This is a genomic window from Sphingorhabdus sp., from assembly GCF_046292425.1.
Classification (GTDB): Bacteria; Pseudomonadota; Alphaproteobacteria; order Sphingomonadales; family Sphingomonadaceae; genus Sphingorhabdus_B.
Genome location: NZ_JBKBQV010000011.1, coordinates 267 through 17,190, shown reverse-complemented (window position 1 = coordinate 17,190; position 16,924 = coordinate 267). Strand labels below are relative to the sequence as shown.

The 16,924-nt window shown below is 56.5% G+C and carries 14 protein-coding genes and 1 pseudogene; 7 read left to right on the top strand and 8 right to left on the bottom strand.

What is annotated here, in order from left to right:
• Nucleotides 1–37 precede the first annotated feature (37 nt).
• Nucleotides 38–334, top strand: a complete 297-nt coding sequence (locus tag ACK4S7_RS03960) for a hypothetical protein (protein WP_409644675.1) — start codon at nt 38–40, stop codon at nt 332–334.
• A gap of 132 nt (nt 335–466) precedes the next feature.
• Here the strand turns inward: ACK4S7_RS03960 and clpB are convergent, their stop codons facing one another.
• The 3 genes from clpB to ACK4S7_RS03945 all read right to left on the bottom strand — a co-directional run bounded on the left by clpB (nt 467) and on the right by ACK4S7_RS03945 (nt 5,989).
• Nucleotides 467–3,043, bottom strand: coding sequence for an ATP-dependent chaperone ClpB (clpB, locus tag ACK4S7_RS03955; RefSeq protein WP_409644674.1), 2,577 nt, complete (start codon nt 3,041–3,043; stop codon nt 467–469).
• Between the two features lie 111 nt (nt 3,044–3,154).
• A complete protein-coding gene (locus ACK4S7_RS03950) occupies nt 3,155–4,294 on the bottom strand; it encodes a cellulase family glycosylhydrolase (RefSeq protein ID WP_409644673.1) in 1,140 nt (379 codons plus the stop codon).
• A gap of 132 nt (nt 4,295–4,426) precedes the next feature.
• The gene (locus ACK4S7_RS03945; RefSeq protein ID WP_409644672.1) at nt 4,427–5,989 is read right to left on the bottom strand and encodes a leucyl aminopeptidase; all 1,563 of its coding nucleotides are present in this window, start codon (nt 5,987–5,989) and stop codon (nt 4,427–4,429) included.
• Between the two features lie 92 nt (nt 5,990–6,081).
• On the opposite strand from ACK4S7_RS03945, the gene ACK4S7_RS03940 reads away from it, so the two are divergent.
• The 6 genes from ACK4S7_RS03940 to ACK4S7_RS03915 all read left to right on the top strand — a co-directional run bounded on the left by ACK4S7_RS03940 (nt 6,082) and on the right by ACK4S7_RS03915 (nt 13,148).
• Nucleotides 6,082–8,190, top strand: coding sequence for a penicillin acylase family protein (locus ACK4S7_RS03940; protein ID WP_409644671.1), 2,109 nt, complete (start codon nt 6,082–6,084; stop codon nt 8,188–8,190).
• A 95-nt stretch (nt 8,191–8,285) separates the two neighbouring features.
• The gene (locus ACK4S7_RS03935) at nt 8,286–11,165 is read left to right on the top strand and encodes a M16 family metallopeptidase (protein ID WP_409644669.1); all 2,880 of its coding nucleotides are present in this window, start codon (nt 8,286–8,288) and stop codon (nt 11,163–11,165) included.
• Between the two features lie 11 nt (nt 11,166–11,176).
• On the top strand, nt 11,177–11,476 hold the full coding sequence (locus ACK4S7_RS03930; RefSeq protein WP_409644668.1) for a hypothetical protein: 300 nt from the start codon (nt 11,177–11,179) through the stop codon (nt 11,474–11,476).
• Between the two features lie 156 nt (nt 11,477–11,632).
• Nucleotides 11,633–12,193 (top strand): TspO/MBR family protein, encoded by a 561-nt coding sequence (locus tag ACK4S7_RS03925; protein ID WP_409644666.1) that lies wholly within the window; start codon nt 11,633–11,635, stop codon nt 12,191–12,193.
• Between the two features lie 26 nt (nt 12,194–12,219).
• A complete protein-coding gene (locus tag ACK4S7_RS03920; protein ID WP_409644664.1) occupies nt 12,220–12,528 on the top strand; it encodes an accessory factor UbiK family protein in 309 nt (102 codons plus the stop codon).
• A 107-nt stretch (nt 12,529–12,635) separates the two neighbouring features.
• Nucleotides 12,636–13,148: a YbjN domain-containing protein gene (locus ACK4S7_RS03915; protein WP_409644663.1), complete on the top strand. Its 513-nt coding sequence runs from the start codon at nt 12,636–12,638 to the stop codon at nt 13,146–13,148.
• 5 nt (nt 13,149–13,153) lie between these two features.
• Here the strand turns inward: ACK4S7_RS03915 and ACK4S7_RS03910 are convergent, their stop codons facing one another.
• From ACK4S7_RS03910 to ACK4S7_RS03890, 5 genes and pseudogenes are all read right to left on the bottom strand, one after another.
• Nucleotides 13,154–13,564, bottom strand: a complete 411-nt coding sequence (locus ACK4S7_RS03910; RefSeq protein WP_409644662.1) for a PaaI family thioesterase — start codon at nt 13,562–13,564, stop codon at nt 13,154–13,156.
• Nucleotides 13,561–14,034, bottom strand: a complete 474-nt coding sequence (locus ACK4S7_RS03905; RefSeq protein ID WP_409644661.1) for a PaaI family thioesterase — start codon at nt 14,032–14,034, stop codon at nt 13,561–13,563. Before ACK4S7_RS03905 ends, ACK4S7_RS03910 begins: the two co-directional genes overlap by 4 nt.
• A complete protein-coding gene (locus ACK4S7_RS03900) occupies nt 14,035–15,639 on the bottom strand; it encodes an amidase (protein WP_409644660.1) in 1,605 nt (534 codons plus the stop codon).
• Nucleotides 15,636–16,445 carry a pyrroline-5-carboxylate reductase gene (gene proC / locus ACK4S7_RS03895; RefSeq protein WP_409644659.1) on the bottom strand — a complete coding sequence of 270 codons (810 nt, stop codon included), beginning with the start codon at nt 16,443–16,445 and terminating at the stop codon, nt 15,636–15,638. Before proC ends, ACK4S7_RS03900 begins: the two co-directional genes overlap by 4 nt.
• Before the next feature lie 38 nt (nt 16,446–16,483).
• A pseudogene (locus tag ACK4S7_RS03890) lies at nt 16,484–16,924 on the bottom strand (siroheme synthase); the annotation flags it as partial.

The following is a 16,924-nucleotide window of genomic DNA, read 5'->3' as shown; positions in this document are numbered from 1 at the left end:
GATGACGTAAGAACAACAGACCAATGAGGAATATTTGATGCGCTATCTCCTGTTCGCCGTTCTGACCCTCGGCAGCGTAGCTTCGGTTTCGGCCTCGTCCCCCACACCCGCGACATCGGTGTCCGAGGACAGCAAGACAACCAAGGCAACAACCGATGCAGTTTCCGGTTCGGACAAGTCGCTCAGGTGCCGCAAAGTCGAAGTGACCGGATCCTTGGTGAAAAAGGGCAGGGTTTGCAAGACTTTGGCGGAGTGGCGCGCAATTATGGAATCCAACAATACCCTCGCCCGTAAATTGGTGGAGGATGGAACTACCCGCCCTGGCGGTCAGTAATTGTGGTCGTGTCACCCGCCGGCCCGCGTCCAATCGACGCCCCTTGGTTCGTTCCAGCTTAGTGCCAACAAACCGCCCGACTGCCGGAGTGCGACCCGGCAGCCAGAGTGGTTTAGCTTGCGGCTGGCGCTGCTATACGCCCAGCTTCAACTGCCCATCGCCTTCCTCGACCGTCACGGTCGCGCCGTCGGGAATGCCACCGCGCAGTAACATGTCAGCCAGCGGATCCTGAAGATAGCGCTGGATAGCGCGTTTCAACGGGCGAGCGCCGTAGACTGGGTCATAGCCTACCCGGCCCAACCATGCCTTCGCTCCTTCGGACAGCGCGAGCGCGATCTTGCGATCCTTGAGCAGCTTTTGCACACGCTGAACCTGAATTTCGACAATCGGTGCCATATGCTCCGCACCCAGACGGTGGAACAATATGACCTCGTCCAACCGGTTCAGAAATTCGGGGCGGAAGTGGCCGCGCACGATTTCCATGACTTGCGGTTCGACTTCTTTCACATCCTGCCCATCTTCCAACGCAGCCAGATATTGGCTGCCAAGGTTCGATGTCAAAATGATGAGCGTATTGGAAAAATCGACCGTACGGCCTTGCCCGTCAGTCAGGCGGCCATCATCAAGCACTTGAAGCAGGATGTTGAACACGTCCGAATGCGCCTTCTCGACCTCGTCGAACAACACCACTTGATAGGGCCGACGACGGACTGCCTCGGTGAGTACGCCGCCTTCTTCATAGCCGACATAGCCAGGAGGGGCCCCGACGAGCCGCGCAACGCTGTGCTTTTCCATGAATTCGGACATGTCGATGCGGACCATTGCATTGTCATCGTCAAACAGGAACGATGCCAGCGCCTTGGTCAGTTCCGTTTTGCCGACGCCTGTTGGCCCAAGGAACAGGAACGAGCCCAGCGGCCGGTTGGGGTCCTGAAGACCCGCACGCGAACGGCGGACGGCCTTTGAAACGGCCTCAACTGCGTCCTTTTGGCCAATGACGCGCGCGCCGATAAGTTGTTCCATATTGAGCAACTTGTCGCGCTCGCCTTCAAGCATCTTGTCGACTGGAATACCTGTCCAGCGGCTGACGACACTAGCGATATCCTGCGCAGTTACTTCTTCACGCAACATCGCATTGCCAGCGGCAGCCTCGGCCTCCTCAAGTTGCTTTTCAAGGCCGGGGATCGTTCCATATTGCAGCTCGCCCGCTTTGGCGAGATCGCCAGAACGCTGGGCCTGCTCAAGCTCGATGCGCGCGGTATCCAACTGTTCCTTGATTTTTGCTTCCGCCGAAATCTTGTCTTTCTCAGCCTGCCAGCGCTGCGTGAGCTCAAGCGATTGCTGTTCCAGATTGGCCAGTTCGCCTTCCAGATTTGCCAGCCGGTCCTTGGACGCGGCGTCGCTTTCCTTGCCAAGTGCTTCGCGTTCGATCTTCAACTGGATGATGCGGCGGTCGAGCGTCTCAATTTCTTCGGGCTTCGATTCTACTTCCATCCGCAAACGCGAAGCTGCTTCGTCCATCAGGTCGATGGCCTTGTCTGGCAGAAAACGATCAGAGATATAACGGTGCGACAAGGTGGCAGCACTCACCAACGCGCTGTCGGTGATACGGACGCCATGGTGCAGTTCGTATTTTTCTTTCAAGCCGCGCAAGATCGAGATTGTGTCTTCAACCGTAGGCTCGCCTACAAAAATCGGCTGAAACCGGCGTTGCAGTGCCGGGTCTTTTTCTACATGTTTTTGATATTCATCGAGCGTGGTCGCGCCGATGCAGTGCAGTTCGCCGCGTGACAAGGCAGGCTTTATAAGGTTCGCTGCGTCCATCGCGCCTTCGCCTTTGCCAGCCCCCACAAGCGTGTGCATTTCGTCGATGAACAGGATGATGTCGCCTTCGGCTTGTTTGACCTCGTCCAGAACACCCTTCAAACGCTCTTCAAATTCACCGCGATATTTCGCACCGGCAATAAGCGCGCCCATATCCAGCGAGAGCAATTTGCGGTGCTTCAAACTGTCGGGGACATCACCATTGGCAATGCGCAAGGCAAGCCCCTCGGCAATCGCCGTTTTGCCAACGCCCGGTTCGCCAATAAGGACCGGATTGTTCTTGGTGCGTCGCGCCAGAATCTGGATGGTGCGGCGAATTTCTTCGTCGCGGCCAATGACCGGGTCAAGCTTTCCGGCCCGCGCCACTTCAGTGAGGTCGCGTGCGAATTTTTTAAGTGCGTCGTACCGGTCTTCGGCGCCCGCAGTGTCCGCTGTTCGCCCACCGCGCAGTTCATTGATGGCAGCGTTCAGACCCTCGGCGGTGACTGCCGCCGTTGCCAAAGCTTTGCCCGCAGTTGTCGTCGTCGCCAATGCGATTGCAAGCAACAGGCGTTCAACAGTGACGTAGCTGTCGCCTGCCTTTTGCGCGACTTTCTCGGCAGAATCGAGAATGCGTACGGCGTCATTGTCGAGCCCCGGCGTTTGCTGCGCGCCGCCGCCTGACACGGCTGGAACTTTTGCCAGCGCTGCGTCGGTTTCGCGCAAGGCGGTCGCCGCATCGCCGCCGGCTGCCTTGATCAGGCCTGATGCCATCCCCTGTTCGTCCTCAAGCAGAGCCTTAAGCAGGTGCTCAGGCCCGATGCGCTGATGACTCATACGAATGGCGACGGTTTGCGCGCTTTGGAGAAAACCTTTGGCGCGGTCGGTAAATTTTTCAAGGTTCATACGCTAAATCCCAAATGCCGTTGATGCCCTCGTTGTTGAGGACTCAATTTCTATTCAGAATGTAGTGCGGCATTTTCGCAACACAAGTATGCCCGCAACGGAAGATGAACGTCAGGCGACGGTCGCGAGTTTTCGGGCCTTTGCTTTGATGCGTTTGGGCGTCCGGCGGACTCCGGCTTCTCCGGTGACTGCAAAATGCTCCATGCTGTGCATCATCCGGAGGAACTCCACCTCAGCCAAATCATGGGGGTTGCCATCCTCATCAAAAATATCGTGGAACCATGCTTCGGCGGGGAAATCCTTGAGCGGGCTAATCCAGTTGGCCCATGGCAGGTGCGTTTGTGTTTTGCCACGCACAAGGCCCCAGCAGAACATGCCAACGCGATGTTTTTGGGCAATGGGCAATATCGCCTGAAATGTGCTTCCTGCCGGACGCGCCATATACTCTGTACACATGACAGGGCGGCCATAGGACTGAAGCCATTCAACGCGGCACGCGAAATCCTCTGCCCCGCCATAATTGTGGAAGGTAATGATATCTGAATTATCGACCTGCGCCTGCTGAAGCGGGGTCAGTTTTTTATGGTCCGACCAGTCGCCGATCCAGATCGCGCTTGTCAGCGGTTGCGTCGGGTCCGAGGCGCGTGCCCATCCAAAGGCATCGACCATGAGCGGACGCACCAACTCACCCTTGATGCGCCATTCGTCGGCGTCGCATAAGGCCACGTCCGGTCCATTGTCAGGCTCATTCCAGATATCCCACGCCAAAATCCGGCGATCATGAGCAAAGCGGCCGACAATGCCGCGGACATAGGCTTCAAGCCGGTCATGTTGCATGGGGTCTTTCAGCGCCTTCATGCCGGGAGCCTGAACCCAGCCGCTGTTGTGGACGCCAGGAAGCGGCGCGCGTTGCGGGCCCAGCGCCGGGTCCGGGTCCCAGCAGGAATCAAACAGCACGAACATCGTGCGAATTTTATGGGCGTCGGCATGCTGAAGAAATGCCTCGATACGGCCCATGAAACCTTCGGCATCCTGCAACCACAATAGATCGTGCAAATAGACGCGCACGGCGTTCATGCCGACCGAGGCAGCGAGCGACAACTCGGCGTCAATTGCAGCCAGGTCAAAGGTTTCGGCCTGCCACATCTCAAGCTGATTGATGGCGTAGGATGGCGCAAAGTTGCACCCGCTATTCCATGGGATGGCGGCATACCAAGCGCGTGCGGTCGATGAATCCCAACGTGATATCATGTTAGCCCCCTGTTGGACCCCCGTCCAACTTTCAGTGTGTGACCACCGTGTTAAGCCCCCATAACTAAACGGGGGCTTAATAAAAGGAATCCCTAAATACGGTTTTCCGGTAGAAATGCGACGAAGCGAGGGTTAACGCCAATTGCGCGCCAGTGCATCCAACAATTGCACGCCCCAGCCCGAAGCCCCTTTTGGCGTAACTGGTCCGGCCTTGTCAGCCCAATTGACGCCCGCAATGTCGAGATGCGCCCATGGAACAGCCTTATCGACGAAGAACCCCACAAAAGTTGCGCCCAATCCCGCACCGGGCCCGCCGCCTTCAACTACGTTCTTGATGTCGGCAATGTCGGACTTCATGTCATCCAGATAGTTTTTGTGCAGCGGCATGCGCCAGACCTCTTCGCCAGTCGCGGTACCCGCTGCGACAACCGCTGCTGCCAAACGGTCGTCACGGCTGAAAAGACCAGCATATTCGTCATTCAATGCGCCAACGATGGAGCCCGTTAAGGTCGCCATGTTCACCAGCGCTCCGGGTTTCTTGTTGGCAATCACATATTCATTGGCGTCCGCCATCACCAACCGGCCTTCGGCGTCGGTGTTAAGGATTTCGATGGTCTTGCCGCTCATTGTGCGCACGACGTCGCCGGGACGCTGCGCATTGCCGCCGGGCATGTTTTCGGACAACGCGGCAACGCCGATGACGTTAACCTGTGCCTTCGATTTTGCCAGCGACAAAACTGCGCCCATGATGTTGGCTGCGCCAGACATGTCCGCCTTCATTTCCCACATGCCGGCACCGGGCTTCAGCGACGTGCCTCCGGAGTCAAAAGTGATGCCCTTGCCAACCATCGCCAATGGCGCACCATCGGCACCACCGCGATATTCGACGAGCATAAGGCGCGAAGGCCGGCGTGATCCTTGGCCGACGCCGACAAGCGTTCCCATGCCGAGCTTTCGCATCATGGGTTCATCAAGCACCTCGATTTTGACATTGGCAGTGTTGCCAAATGCGGCGCGGACACGTTCGACAAAGGTTTCGGGGTAAATGACATTGGCTGGCTCGTTGGTCAGATCTCGTGACAGGGAAACACCCTCTGCCAACGCCGAATGGCGTGACTTCCACAAGCTGTCTGCGCCTTGCGCATCGTTGCTTACAATCAAGACCGGGTTCGTGGGCGGTGTCTTGCGGTCAACGGTCTTGTAACGGTCAAACCGATATTGGCCCATGGCATATCCCAAGGCGGCTGCGGCAGCTTCATCCTGATTCAGACCGCCGGTGATCGAGACGGGCTGGCTTTCATCGCGTAAATCCTGCGCGGCTTTGCCCGATGCATTCCGGATATTTGTAACGCGGTCGCCTTCTTCGCCAGTTCCGGTCAGAACTATGCGCGCATAACTGCCAATGCCGCGCAGCGACAGGGAAGTTCCTTCCTTGCCTTCAAACTTCGCCGCCGCGATGGCCGCATTCAGTGCCTGGGCAGTCGTCATATCAACAATGTCCGTCGGCAGCGTCGAATTGCGCATCATGATTACAAGCGCGCCGGATGTTGGCACCGTCGCCGAAAAGCTGATCGGCCGTGTCTGCGAATGGGCCGCAGCCGAAGGTGACACGCCCGATCCAATAACGTCAGCCTGACCGAATGCGGGTGTGATTGCGGCGCTTGCCAGTGCAAGGGCGATGAAGGTGCGATGCATCGAGGGACTTTCCTTTCCTTAATTCTTGGTTATGCCGGATATGTACGCAAAAGGACCGATGTGACAAGGTCTCACGGCATGGGGAGAGTGTAGTGCGGAAATTGTTGTGGGTATCGCTGGCGATCGTCGGAATCGTTGCAGGCGCAGGCGCGGTTTGGGAGCCGCTGGCCGCGACGGGGTATGACGCATCGTCACGCGCCTACGATGTTGAAATTGTCCGTGACAGCTATGGTGTTCCGCATATTAATGGCAGGACTGATGCCGATACCGCTTATGGTCTGGCCTTCGCCCATGCCGAGGACGATTTTTCGACGATTGAAGATGTCGTTGCGATGACCCGCGGCCGCTATGGCGCGCTTGCCGGTGGGGATGGAGCAAAGGTCGATTATGTACTTCATCTGTTGGGCGCGCGCGAGACAGCGGAAAAGCGATATATGGAGTTGTCGCCTGAAGTGCGTGCTGTCTCAGAAGCCTATGCTGCCGGCCTGAACCATTATGCCGCAAAGCATCCGCAGGAAGTCCGGTTGTCGAAGCTGTTTCCCGTAACCGGGCAGGACATTGTCACTGGGTTCGTGCTGCGTGCGCCCTTTTTCTATGGACTTGATGGTGCAATCGGCGCGCTCGCCGAAGGCAAGCCGCTGCCCAAGGAGAATGCAGCGCCCATGACGCCAATCGGTCGCGATCCTGAGATGAACGGCTCCAATGCCTTTGCCATTGCACCAAAGCGCATGGCCGATGGCAAGACATGGCTTATCTCAAATTCGCACCAGCCTTATGAAGGGCAGGTGGCTTGGTATGAAGCTGTGACCCATTCGGGCGAGGGGCTTGATATGGCTGGCGCTTTGTTTCCCGGCTCTCCTTTCGTGCTTCTGGGCCACAATCGCCATCTGGGGTGGACCAACACCGTCAACCGCCCCGACCTTATCGATGTCTACAAGCTGGTCATGAATAAGGCCGGGGACCGGTATCGCTATGACGGCAAGTGGTTGCCCCTGACATCCAAGCGGGTTTGGTTGCCCGTGAAACTGGGACCATTCAATCTGCCAGTGCCTCAAACGGTGTATCGTTCGATCCACGGCCCAGTGATCAAGAACGACAAGGGCTATTATGCCATCCGCTATGCCGGCATCGACAGCGTAAAGGTCGTGGAGCAATATTATCGCAATACCAAGGCAACGAACTGGGACGAATGGACCAAGTCGATGTCGATCGGCGGCATTCCGGCAACGAATTTTATCTATGCCGATAAAACGGGCCGCGTTGCGTATATCTACAATGCGCTCTTCCCTGACCGGAAGCCTGGATATGACTATACCAAGATGCTGCCGGGCGATACGTCGGCGGCGATGTGGGCAGGGCCAGTGGGCTTTGACCGCTATCCCAAGATCGTTGATCCGGCCTCAGGCTTTGTCCAGAACGCCAACAACACGCCTTTTCTGGCAGCCGGGCCGGGCTCGGAAATGGATCCATCCGCGTATTCGCTTTATCTGGGCATTGAGCGGGGAATGACCAACCGCGGCTTGCGCGCTACCGAATTGCTCGCTGCGGACACGTCCATTACGCCGCAAGAACTGCTCGCGATCAAGATGGACACAATTTACAGCAAGCAAGGCTGGGCCGGGTCGTGGATGGCGTCCTTTGCTGCCCTCGATTTGAAAGACGCGCCTGAACTGGCAAAAGCGCAAAAGCTACTGGCCAGCTGGGATTGGTCAAGTGACGGAAAGGGCAGCGCCGATGCCTTTGCCGAGCGCATCATTCGTTTCGGTGCACGGCCAAACTGGCGCGGGGACAAGATGCCCGACGCCCGCAAAACGCTTCAGGAGGCGGTAACCGAATTCAAGGAACGCTTTGGGCGGATTGACCCGCCGCTTGCCGAAATTCAACGGCTGCGGCGCGGCGATGTGGATTTGCCGATGCTTGGGGGTAGCGACGCCCTTCGTGCCACCACCATGTGGGATGCCGATCAAGAAGACGGCAAAGTGCGTGTGAGGCATGGCGACAGTTTCATCATGCTGGTCCGTTGGGACAAGGATGGAACTGTAAAGTCAGAGTCCATCCAGCCATATGGTGCCGCCACCACGCGGCCCGAATCGCCGCATTACACAGACCAGATGAAGCTCTTCGTGGCGGGTCGCTACAAGCCGGTACATTTTGAATGGGCAGACGCGGTCAAGAACGCAAAGCGCCGTTATCGGCCCTAAACGCTGTTCGTCGAAAATATTCCCTGGCTTGATTGTGTTTGTCCACTTCGTCGCTATCTCGGGCAGCAATGAATTTTTAGCTTTGGGAGCAGAATATGATCCGTAAATTGACCCTCGCACTTATGATGTCGGGCTCTGTGCTCGCAGTGCAGGCGCCCGCCTTGGCCCAGACCCCGGCACCAGTTTCAAAACTGGTAGAGGCAGTGAACATCCCGCATGAGAAATTCACGCTCGACAATGGCCTGACCGTGATTGTCCACGAAGACCGCAAGGCACCGATTGTGGCCGTGTCTATTTGGTATGGCGTTGGGTCAAAGAACGAACCAACGGGTAAAACGGGTTATGCCCATTTGTTCGAGCATATCATGTTCAACGGCAGCGAAAACGCGCCGGGCGACTATTTTGAATATACCAAGAAAATTGGCGCGACCGACCTGAACGGTACAACATGGCTGGACCGCACCAATTATTTCCAGACAGTGCCGACGACCGCGCTTGAGTCGGCCTTGTTCCTCGAAAGCGACCGTATGGGCTATTTGCTCAATGCCGTGACCAAGGAAAAGCTCGATAACCAGATTGGCGTTGTTTCCAATGAAAAGCGTCAGGGCGACAACCAACCCTTCGGTCTGGTCGATTACAAGCGTTCAGCGACTCTGTTCCCGGTAGGGCACCCCTATCATCACGACACCATCGGCAGCCTTGAGGATCTCGCCGCCGCCTCGCTCGATGACATGAAAAACTGGTTCACCGACCATTATGGCCCAAACAACGCCATTCTTGTTCTGGCTGGCGATATTAATGCCGCGCAGGCAAAGCCTTTGGTCGAAAAATGGTTCGGCAGCATCAAGCGCGGCAAGGACGTTGCGCCAGTCAACGCGGCAGTGCCAACGCTCGAAAAAGACGTTAAAATCGTCATGAAGGATAAGGTACCGACTACGCGGATCTATCGCAATTGGGTCGTTCCCGGTCTTGCAGATCCCGATGCAAATTCCTTGTTTATCGCGATGAGCGCGCTTGGCGGCCTGTCGAGTTCGCGTCTGGACAATATACTGGTGCGCCAGGAGCAGAGCGCGGTCGGCGTATCCGCCTATCTCATCCCCTTCGTCCATGGCAGCTTGGTCAACATTCAGGCTGACGTTAAGCCAGGCGGTGATGCCGATGCGGTGGCCAAGCGACTCGATGAAATCATTGCAGATTATATCAAAACTGGTCCAACCGCCGAAGAAGTTCAGCGCGTTGCAGCAAGCAATATCGCGCAGCAGATCGACGGGCTTGAGCAAGTTGGCGGCTTTGGCGGCAAGGCTGTCGCGCTTGCCGAAGGCCAGCTTTATGTTGGCGATTCATCTTTCTACAAGAAGGAACTGGAGCGGCTGGCATCAGCCAAGCCAGAGGCCGTCAAGGCGGCAATGCAAAAGTGGCTGACTCGCCCAGTGCTTGAAATTCGTGTCGAACCCGGCGAGCGTGAAGCCTATCAGGAAGTCGCCGCTGGATCAGGTAGCCGGACCGGCACGATTACTGCACCCGCATTTTATGCGCCCCCCGGTGCAGAAGACACTTCGGTTTCCGCACCCGTCGCCTTTCAGGATCGCAGCAAATTTCCTGAGCCGACCGGCACCCCTTCGCTGGATTTCCCGACCGTTGAGGAAACGACCTTAAGCAATGGCATCAAGGTGTTCTTCGCGCGGCGGGCAGCAGTGCCAACGGTTCGCGTGGCCGTCAGCTTTAACGCAGGCTATGCAGCCGACCCGGCTGACAAACGCGGGATTGCTTCGATGATGTCGACGATGCTGATGGAAGGCACAAAGTCGCTTACATCGACCCAGATCGCCGAGACCGAGGAAAAGCTTGGTGCTGACGTAAATGTCGGATCGTCACTTGACCGCACCGTTGCCAGCCTTCGCGCGGTAAAGCCGAACCTTGGCCTGTCACTCGACCTGTTGGCAGATGTCATCAAAAATCCGGCTTTTGCGACCAATGAACTGGAGCGTGTTCGCGTTCAGCAACTTACTCGCATCAAGTCGGAGAACAACCAGCCACAGGGTATCGCCGTCCGCCGCATGCCACCGTTACTATATGGGCAAGCACATCCTTATGGCGGACCGCAGACTGGCAGCGGCTATGAAGAAACGGTTGCAACAATTAGCCGTGCCGACGTTGCCAATTTCCACCAGTCATGGATTCACCCGTCAAAAGCGGAAATCTTCGTCGTCGGTGACACAAACCTGAACGAGATCAAGCCCATGCTTGAGAAGCGCTTTGGCAAGTGGAAGCCAAAAGCAGCGCCAGCGCCAGCAAAGAATTTTGCTGTCGCATTGCCTGCACCTGAAGCTAAGATTTTGTTGATCGACCGGCCTAATTCGCCACAATCGCTTGTGCTGGCCGGTCTGGTGCTGGACGCAAAAGGATCTGACGATTTGTTGACCCTGCGCGCCGCGAACGAGATTTTCGGCGGTGACTTCCTGTCGCGTATAAACATGGACCTGCGCGAGACAAAGGGCTGGTCCTATGGCGTGCGCAGCCAGGTCAATGGCGCCGAAGACCGCGTGCCATTTTACATGTTTGCGCCCGTTCAGACCAACCAGACCGGCCCGTCGGTTAAGGTATTGATGGACCAGTTAACGGATTTCAATGGCGGGAAGCCAGTGACGGCAGACGAGCTGGAAAAGACGATCAAGGGCAATGTGCTTGAATTGCCAGGCAGCTATGAACAATCATCGGCCGTGCTTGCGCAAATGCAGTCAGACCGTCTTAACAAGCGTCCTTTTAATTATGTTGAGACACTGGCGGACAAATATAATGCGCTGACAGCCAATGCGTTGAACGAAGAAATGCGTGTGAAGGTTGATCCTTCCAAGATCACTTGGCTTGTTGTTGGCGATGCCGCGAAGGTAAAGCCACAGTTGGAAGTGCTCGGATTGCCAATTGAAATGGTAACCGAAGCTGCTAACACCAGTGCAAGCAACACAGCGAAATAAGGAGCAAGAATATGGCGGCAGTTGATGGCGATTGGGACGTAACAATCAAAAGCCCAATGGGTGACCAAAAGGCAGTTTTGACCGTCAACAGCGACGGCGGTACATTTTCGGGCCAAATGTCTGGTGGACTTGGCTCCATGGACATTACCAACGGCACGGTCGATGGCGACACGCTGAGCTGGGGCATGGACATTACGGTGCCAATGCCAATGCATCTTGATGCCACGGCAACGGTTTCGGGCGATGCCATGACCGGCGAAGTCAAGGCTGGTGCATTTGGTTCAATGGGCCTTTCGGGCACGCGCAAGTAAAACTGGCACTATTGGTACAAATCTTGTGCCAAATGAGCGGACAAATGGCCGCCTATCCAAACGGGTAGGCGGCCTTGTTCTATTCTGCGCCGATGCTAATGTCCTGATTAGACGCTTTTCCATTCGAATCGCGCTGACGTGTCTGGAGCAATTTACATGAACCAGCTTGCATCCCCATCGCAGTTGCGCATGTCCTTATTGCGCTGGGCGCTTTTCGTTATCCCTGTCATCATGTTTCTTGGGTTTTTCGCAGGCACTTTGTCCGGGTCGACTGAAGAAAAAGCCTGGTATCAGACGCTGATCAAGCCAGATATTCAGCCGCCTGGATGGGTATTTGGTGTTGTCTGGCCAACATTATATTTCATGATGGGACTGGCCTTTGCAATGGTGCTTCACGCGCGGGGGGCACGTCACCGCAATGTGGCTGTTGCCTTGTTTGTGACGCAGTTCCTGATCAATCTGACATGGTCGCCCGTTTTTTTTGGTCAACATCAGGTGACCACAGCCTTTTATATAATCCTTGTCATGCTTGTCATGGCCATCGCTACCACCTTCGCATTTGCGCGCGTTCGCAAGGCTGCGGCGTGGCTCATGGTGCCCTATCTTGTCTGGATCAGCTTTGCCTCAATCCTGAATTTTCAGATCGACCAGCTGAATCCCGATGCCGAAAGCCTTTACGTTCCGGCTGTGACTTCCCAAATAGGTAATGGCGGTTAACCCCCGGCCGCAATGGAGTGAATGACATGCAAAGCGAAAAGCGCATTTTTGATGATTTGGCCAAGGTATTAAACGGCGTTGCCGGTACCGTGGCTGGTATGGGCCGTGAGGCCGAAGCGAGCATGCGCGAACGTGCACGCGAATGGGCCGCCGGTCTTGATCTTGTATCACGCGAGGAATTTGACGCTGTCAAAACGCTTGCTGCAAATGCACGCTCCGAAGCAGACGCGCTCGGCAAACGGGTAGCGGCGTTGGAAGCTGCGTTGAATGCAAAAGGCAGCGCGGCTCCCGCCAAGGCAAAGCCGGCAATCAAGCCGACAGACGGCCCGGTCTAAACTTTTCCACAGTTGGCCCACAGGCTTGTGTTGCGCGTTGACGCAAGCCCCTTGCGCGCGAGTCAGTCAGGGGGCAGACTCGAACCAACACGACAGGCGCAATTAACATGCACGACGCAGACGAACAATATGAGCAATTCGAACGGGACGAATCCGCGCCAGTAGATATGCTTGCGGCGCTGTTCGAGGCGCGCGGATGGTCATTCGAACTGGAAGGTGAGGATGAAATCACCGCCGAATATAAGGGCAGTTGGGCCAGCTATCAGCTTCGCGCGATTTGGCGTGAGGAGGACAATGCGCTTCAACTGATTATATTGCCGGATATCACGGTGCCCAACGACAAGCGCGCCAGTGTATATACCGCGCTTGGCCTGATTAACGAACAATTGTGGCTTGGCCATTTCGACATGTGGTCAGCCAATGGCATATTGTTGTTCCGTCACGGTAGCCTGATGCCATCCAACGGCTTATTGGGCGTGGATCAGGCGCAGACCATCATTGACGTCGCGATTGACGAATGCGAGCGTTTCTATCCGGTGTTTCAGTTCATCATCTGGGGTGACAAGACGCCTGAGGAAGCCATTGCCAGCGCGCTTATTGAAACGCATGGCGAGGCTTAAGGTCATTAAACCGGACGCTTTGGCTTAATCAGATAATGCATATAGCCCATGGCGATGGGCTTATCCCGGTCCTCTTGCCAAGCGCGGGCTTCGACATTTGCCATCGTCCGGCCAAGACGTGTCACTTCGCCTACCGCATAAGTCATTTGGCTGACGCCGCCGCGCATGAAATCGACAGTGACGTTGACTTGCTTGATCGCGGAATCGCTGCCTTTCGCGCGTAGGGCGCGGTGAATTGCCGCAATGGCAGCAATTTCCAGTAGCCCCGAAATGGCACCGCCATGCAAGAAGCCTGGTCGGCCTTGAACGCGGTCAGCAAAAGGCATCCCGATAACCGGAGCGCCATTGAATTCGTCCACAATGTCCATATCCAACGCACGGGCATAAGGCGGAAGTGCACTTACCGAACCGCTCATGACACGCGGTCTCCAATGCGGATGAAGGTTCCGCTGGCATGTGCCAGGGGTTCATCAGGGTTCCCGTTATGGGCAAAGCCCCGCACAAAGCCAATGCTGTTGGTCAGATGGTAGCAGATACCCCGGCCGTAAACGCGCTCCCCGGATGGGGAAGGGCGCAAATAGTCGATCCGCAAATCCATCGTCACCTGCGGCCGGAACTCCCCCAGTTTTGTCCAAATGGACATGCTGGTCGCGTTATCCATCAGGCTGATGATAACGGCAGAGGCCAATATGCCCGTATCGGGGTCAGCAACCAGGTCCTCCCGCCAGTCGATAGCGAGTTCTACCCAGTCATCGCCATGGCCGACATATTCCATATTAAGAAAACCGCCATGGCCGAACTTGCCCATCAATTTGTTGACCAAGGCCGGGTCAAAGTTCGCACCTTTCGGCACGATGCTGCCCAGATCAGGTTTTCCGAATGCCATTTATTTGCTTTCCAATGTTGCCGGAAATGTCGGAGTGACTCGCGCTTTAGAAAGCTGCTCATACGCAAATCCGGCTTTTAAAACCATATGATCATGCCATTTCGGGCCAATAAAGCTAAGCCCGACGGGCAGCCCCGATGACAGCCCCATTGGCACCGTCAAATGGGGAAAGCCCGCGACGGCCGGCAATTGGCTGGCGCTCGGCCCCGCAAAGGCATCGCCCTTGCCCAAAGTTGACACCCATGCCGGGCCATTGGTCTGGGCGATGATGACATCAGCCTTGTTGTTCGCGAATAGCTGGTTCAACGCATTGGTGGCAAGGCTGCGTGATGTTGCCAACGCCTCAAGATAGGCAGGGTCATCCAGCCCTTTTTCCTTTTCTGCCGCTTCAAACGTGTCCTGCCCGAAATACTGCAATTCCCTGTCGGCATTGGCTGTGTTGAATGCCATGATATCGGCCAGTGTCTTGTGCGGCACGAGGCCGTCCGGCAGGCCTTGCAGATAGGATGCAAGGTCTGCTTTCAGCTCCGTGAGCAATACCTTGAATTCGCCCTGCCCAATCTTCTGCCGGTCAATCTTGCTGCCATCAAGCATTATGATTTCAGCGCCTCCGTCCTTTAATTTGGCCATCGCCGCGTCGAACAATGCGGCGTCGGCATTGGGTGCGCGCAGGACACCGATGCGCATGGTTTTCAAGCCATCGACGGACAGGCCCGCCGCATAGTTCCCGCGCCAGCGGTCCGCCTCGGCTGTCGCAGGGTCTTGCGGATCGCTCCCTGCCATGGCTGTGAGCATGATAGCAGCATCACGCACGGAGCGAGTCATTGGTCCGGCGGTATCCTGGCTGTGGCTGATAGGCACAACAAAGCGGCGGGAAACCAAGCCAACGGTCGGCTTGAACCCGACCACACCGCTCACCCCGGCGGGGCAGGTGATTGAGCCGTCGGTCTCGGTGCCAATGGCCGCCGCGGCAAGACCAGCGGCTGCTGCAGCGCCACTTCCGCTGGATGAACCGCAACTGTTGCGGTCAAGCGCATGGGGGTTCCGCGTCAAGCCTCCAACCGCGCTCCAGCCACTGGTTGAATTATCCGACCGGATATTGGCCCATTCGCTGAGGTTGGTTTTTCCAAGAATGACTGCACCCGCTTCGCGCAAGCGCGCGATCAGCGGTGCGTCGCGGTTGGTAATATTTCCGGCAAGTGCCAAGGACCCAGCGGTCGTCGCGATGGGTCCCGCAACCTCCACATTGTCCTTAACCAATATGGGAATACCGTGCATCGGTCCCCGATATTTCCCCGTGCGCAATTCGGCATCCATGGCGCGCGCCTGGTCGACCGCGTCAGGCAATGTTGCGATGACGGCGTTCAGTGTTGGCCCGCTGTCATCAACAGCAGCAATTCTAGCGAGGTAGGCGGCGGTAATGGCTTCACTATTAAGCGCGCCATTTTCGATGCCCTCTGCGAGCTGCCAAAGTTCAAGGTTTTCAATTGGACCCGTTTTGGCAAGATTTGCAGTCGCTTGATCCATCGATGGCGGGGCTTCAATCCATGCGGAGGCTGGCAGCGCCAAGATACAACCTAGCGCCAAAGCGATATTTAGCCTCATTTGGTATCTCCCTTCGCCAATTCCGTCCCACGGTCGCGTGCTGCGCGTAATGTTTGTGCGATCAACACATCCAAAATGTGGTCTGAATCAAGCACAGCCAATCCAGCGGCCGTCGTCCCGCCTGGGCTCGTTACACGTGCGGCCAGTTCACTCGGTGTTTCGGTCGAGCCTGCCGCAAGTGCAGATGCACCCTCAACCATTGCCATGGCCAATTGTGCGGAAATATTATGTGGCACCCCTGCTGCTTCGCCGCCTTTCGCCAGAGCGTCAACGAAACGGTAGACAAAAGCCGGGCCCGAACCGGCCAGCGCGGTCACGGCATCCATGTGGCTTTCATCTTCGATCCATATCACTGTTCCCAATGCCGTAAGCCACGATGCAATGTCGGCGCGCGCTTGATCATCTGCATGTGGTGCAAACATGGCCAATGGTGACTTGCCAATAGCGGCAGCTAGGTTGGGCATTAGCCGAATGGTGCGAGCGGCAGGGAAGGCCGCCGATAGCGTCCGGGTTGTTGTGCCGGCAAGTATGGAGATGACCAAGGCATCCGGCGCAAGCAATGTCGCAATGTCAGCCGCAAGCGATGGCAAAAGCTGGGGCTTGATACCGAGCACGAGTATATCGAACTGCCGCTTTACTTCTTGTGGTGACCGGTAGAGGGAAACGTCGTTTGGCACATTGTCAGCTATTGGATCGATGACGACGAAGCGATCCGGCGCCATGCCCGCAGCAAGCCACCCCCGCAGCATTGCGCTGCCCATATTACCGCAGCCGTAAAAACATATTTCAGTTGGAAAAGCGGACAAAATAACGACCTTGCGACTGTTCAGGCCAACGTCATGCCCTATCCGTGCGCTAACGGCAACCGAAGGAAGAGAGACAAGCCTTCGGGCGCTGTCAGGGGCGGCGCACCGACATGACGGATGGCATCGGCACGGGCGCGATTGAGGATCGCAGGGGGTACATTGGCGTCGTGGAATATATGGTCAGCCTCTCCCAATAAACGCGCAGTGAGCAATGTCAGGTCATCAGGATTTGCAGATAACAAGGCGATCTCAATAAGGCGGTCACCCAAAGGTTCCTGCGCGACATCAAGCCAAAGATCCACGCTATTAGGCGCGTGGCGTCCGAACGGATCCAACAAGCCACCTGCGGCAAAGCCCTGGTCAAGTGCGCGGCGGCGTTCCGGCCCCTCTGGCCAGCGTTCGCGTATCTTGCTGCGTGCGCCAGATATGGCCTTGGCAAGCGGCCCCAATGTTTCAGGCAACATCGTCTCAATCCGCTG

Bases quoted from the DNA above. Each gene is read 5' to 3' on its own strand.
- ACK4S7_RS03960 (WP_409644675.1), top strand. From the start codon at position 38: ATGCGCTATCTCCTGTTCGCCGTTCTGACCCTCGGCAGCGTAGCTTCG.
- clpB (WP_409644674.1), bottom strand. From the start codon at position 3,043: ATGAACCTTGAAAAATTTACCGACCGCGCCAAAGGTTTTCTCCAAAGC.
- ACK4S7_RS03950 (WP_409644673.1), bottom strand. From the start codon at position 4,294: ATGATATCACGTTGGGATTCATCGACCGCACGCGCTTGGTATGCCGCC.
- ACK4S7_RS03945 (WP_409644672.1), bottom strand. From the start codon at position 5,989: ATGCATCGCACCTTCATCGCCCTTGCACTGGCAAGCGCCGCAATCACA.
- ACK4S7_RS03935 (WP_409644669.1), top strand. From the start codon at position 8,286: ATGATCCGTAAATTGACCCTCGCACTTATGATGTCGGGCTCTGTGCTC.
- ACK4S7_RS03930 (WP_409644668.1), top strand. From the start codon at position 11,177: ATGGCGGCAGTTGATGGCGATTGGGACGTAACAATCAAAAGCCCAATG.
- ACK4S7_RS03925 (WP_409644666.1), top strand. From the start codon at position 11,633: ATGAACCAGCTTGCATCCCCATCGCAGTTGCGCATGTCCTTATTGCGC.
- ACK4S7_RS03920 (WP_409644664.1), top strand. From the start codon at position 12,220: ATGCAAAGCGAAAAGCGCATTTTTGATGATTTGGCCAAGGTATTAAAC.
- ACK4S7_RS03915 (WP_409644663.1), top strand. From the start codon at position 12,636: ATGCACGACGCAGACGAACAATATGAGCAATTCGAACGGGACGAATCC.
- ACK4S7_RS03910 (WP_409644662.1), bottom strand. From the start codon at position 13,564: ATGAGCGGTTCGGTAAGTGCACTTCCGCCTTATGCCCGTGCGTTGGAT.
- ACK4S7_RS03905 (WP_409644661.1), bottom strand. From the start codon at position 14,034: ATGGCATTCGGAAAACCTGATCTGGGCAGCATCGTGCCGAAAGGTGCG.
- ACK4S7_RS03900 (WP_409644660.1), bottom strand. From the start codon at position 15,639: ATGAGGCTAAATATCGCTTTGGCGCTAGGTTGTATCTTGGCGCTGCCA.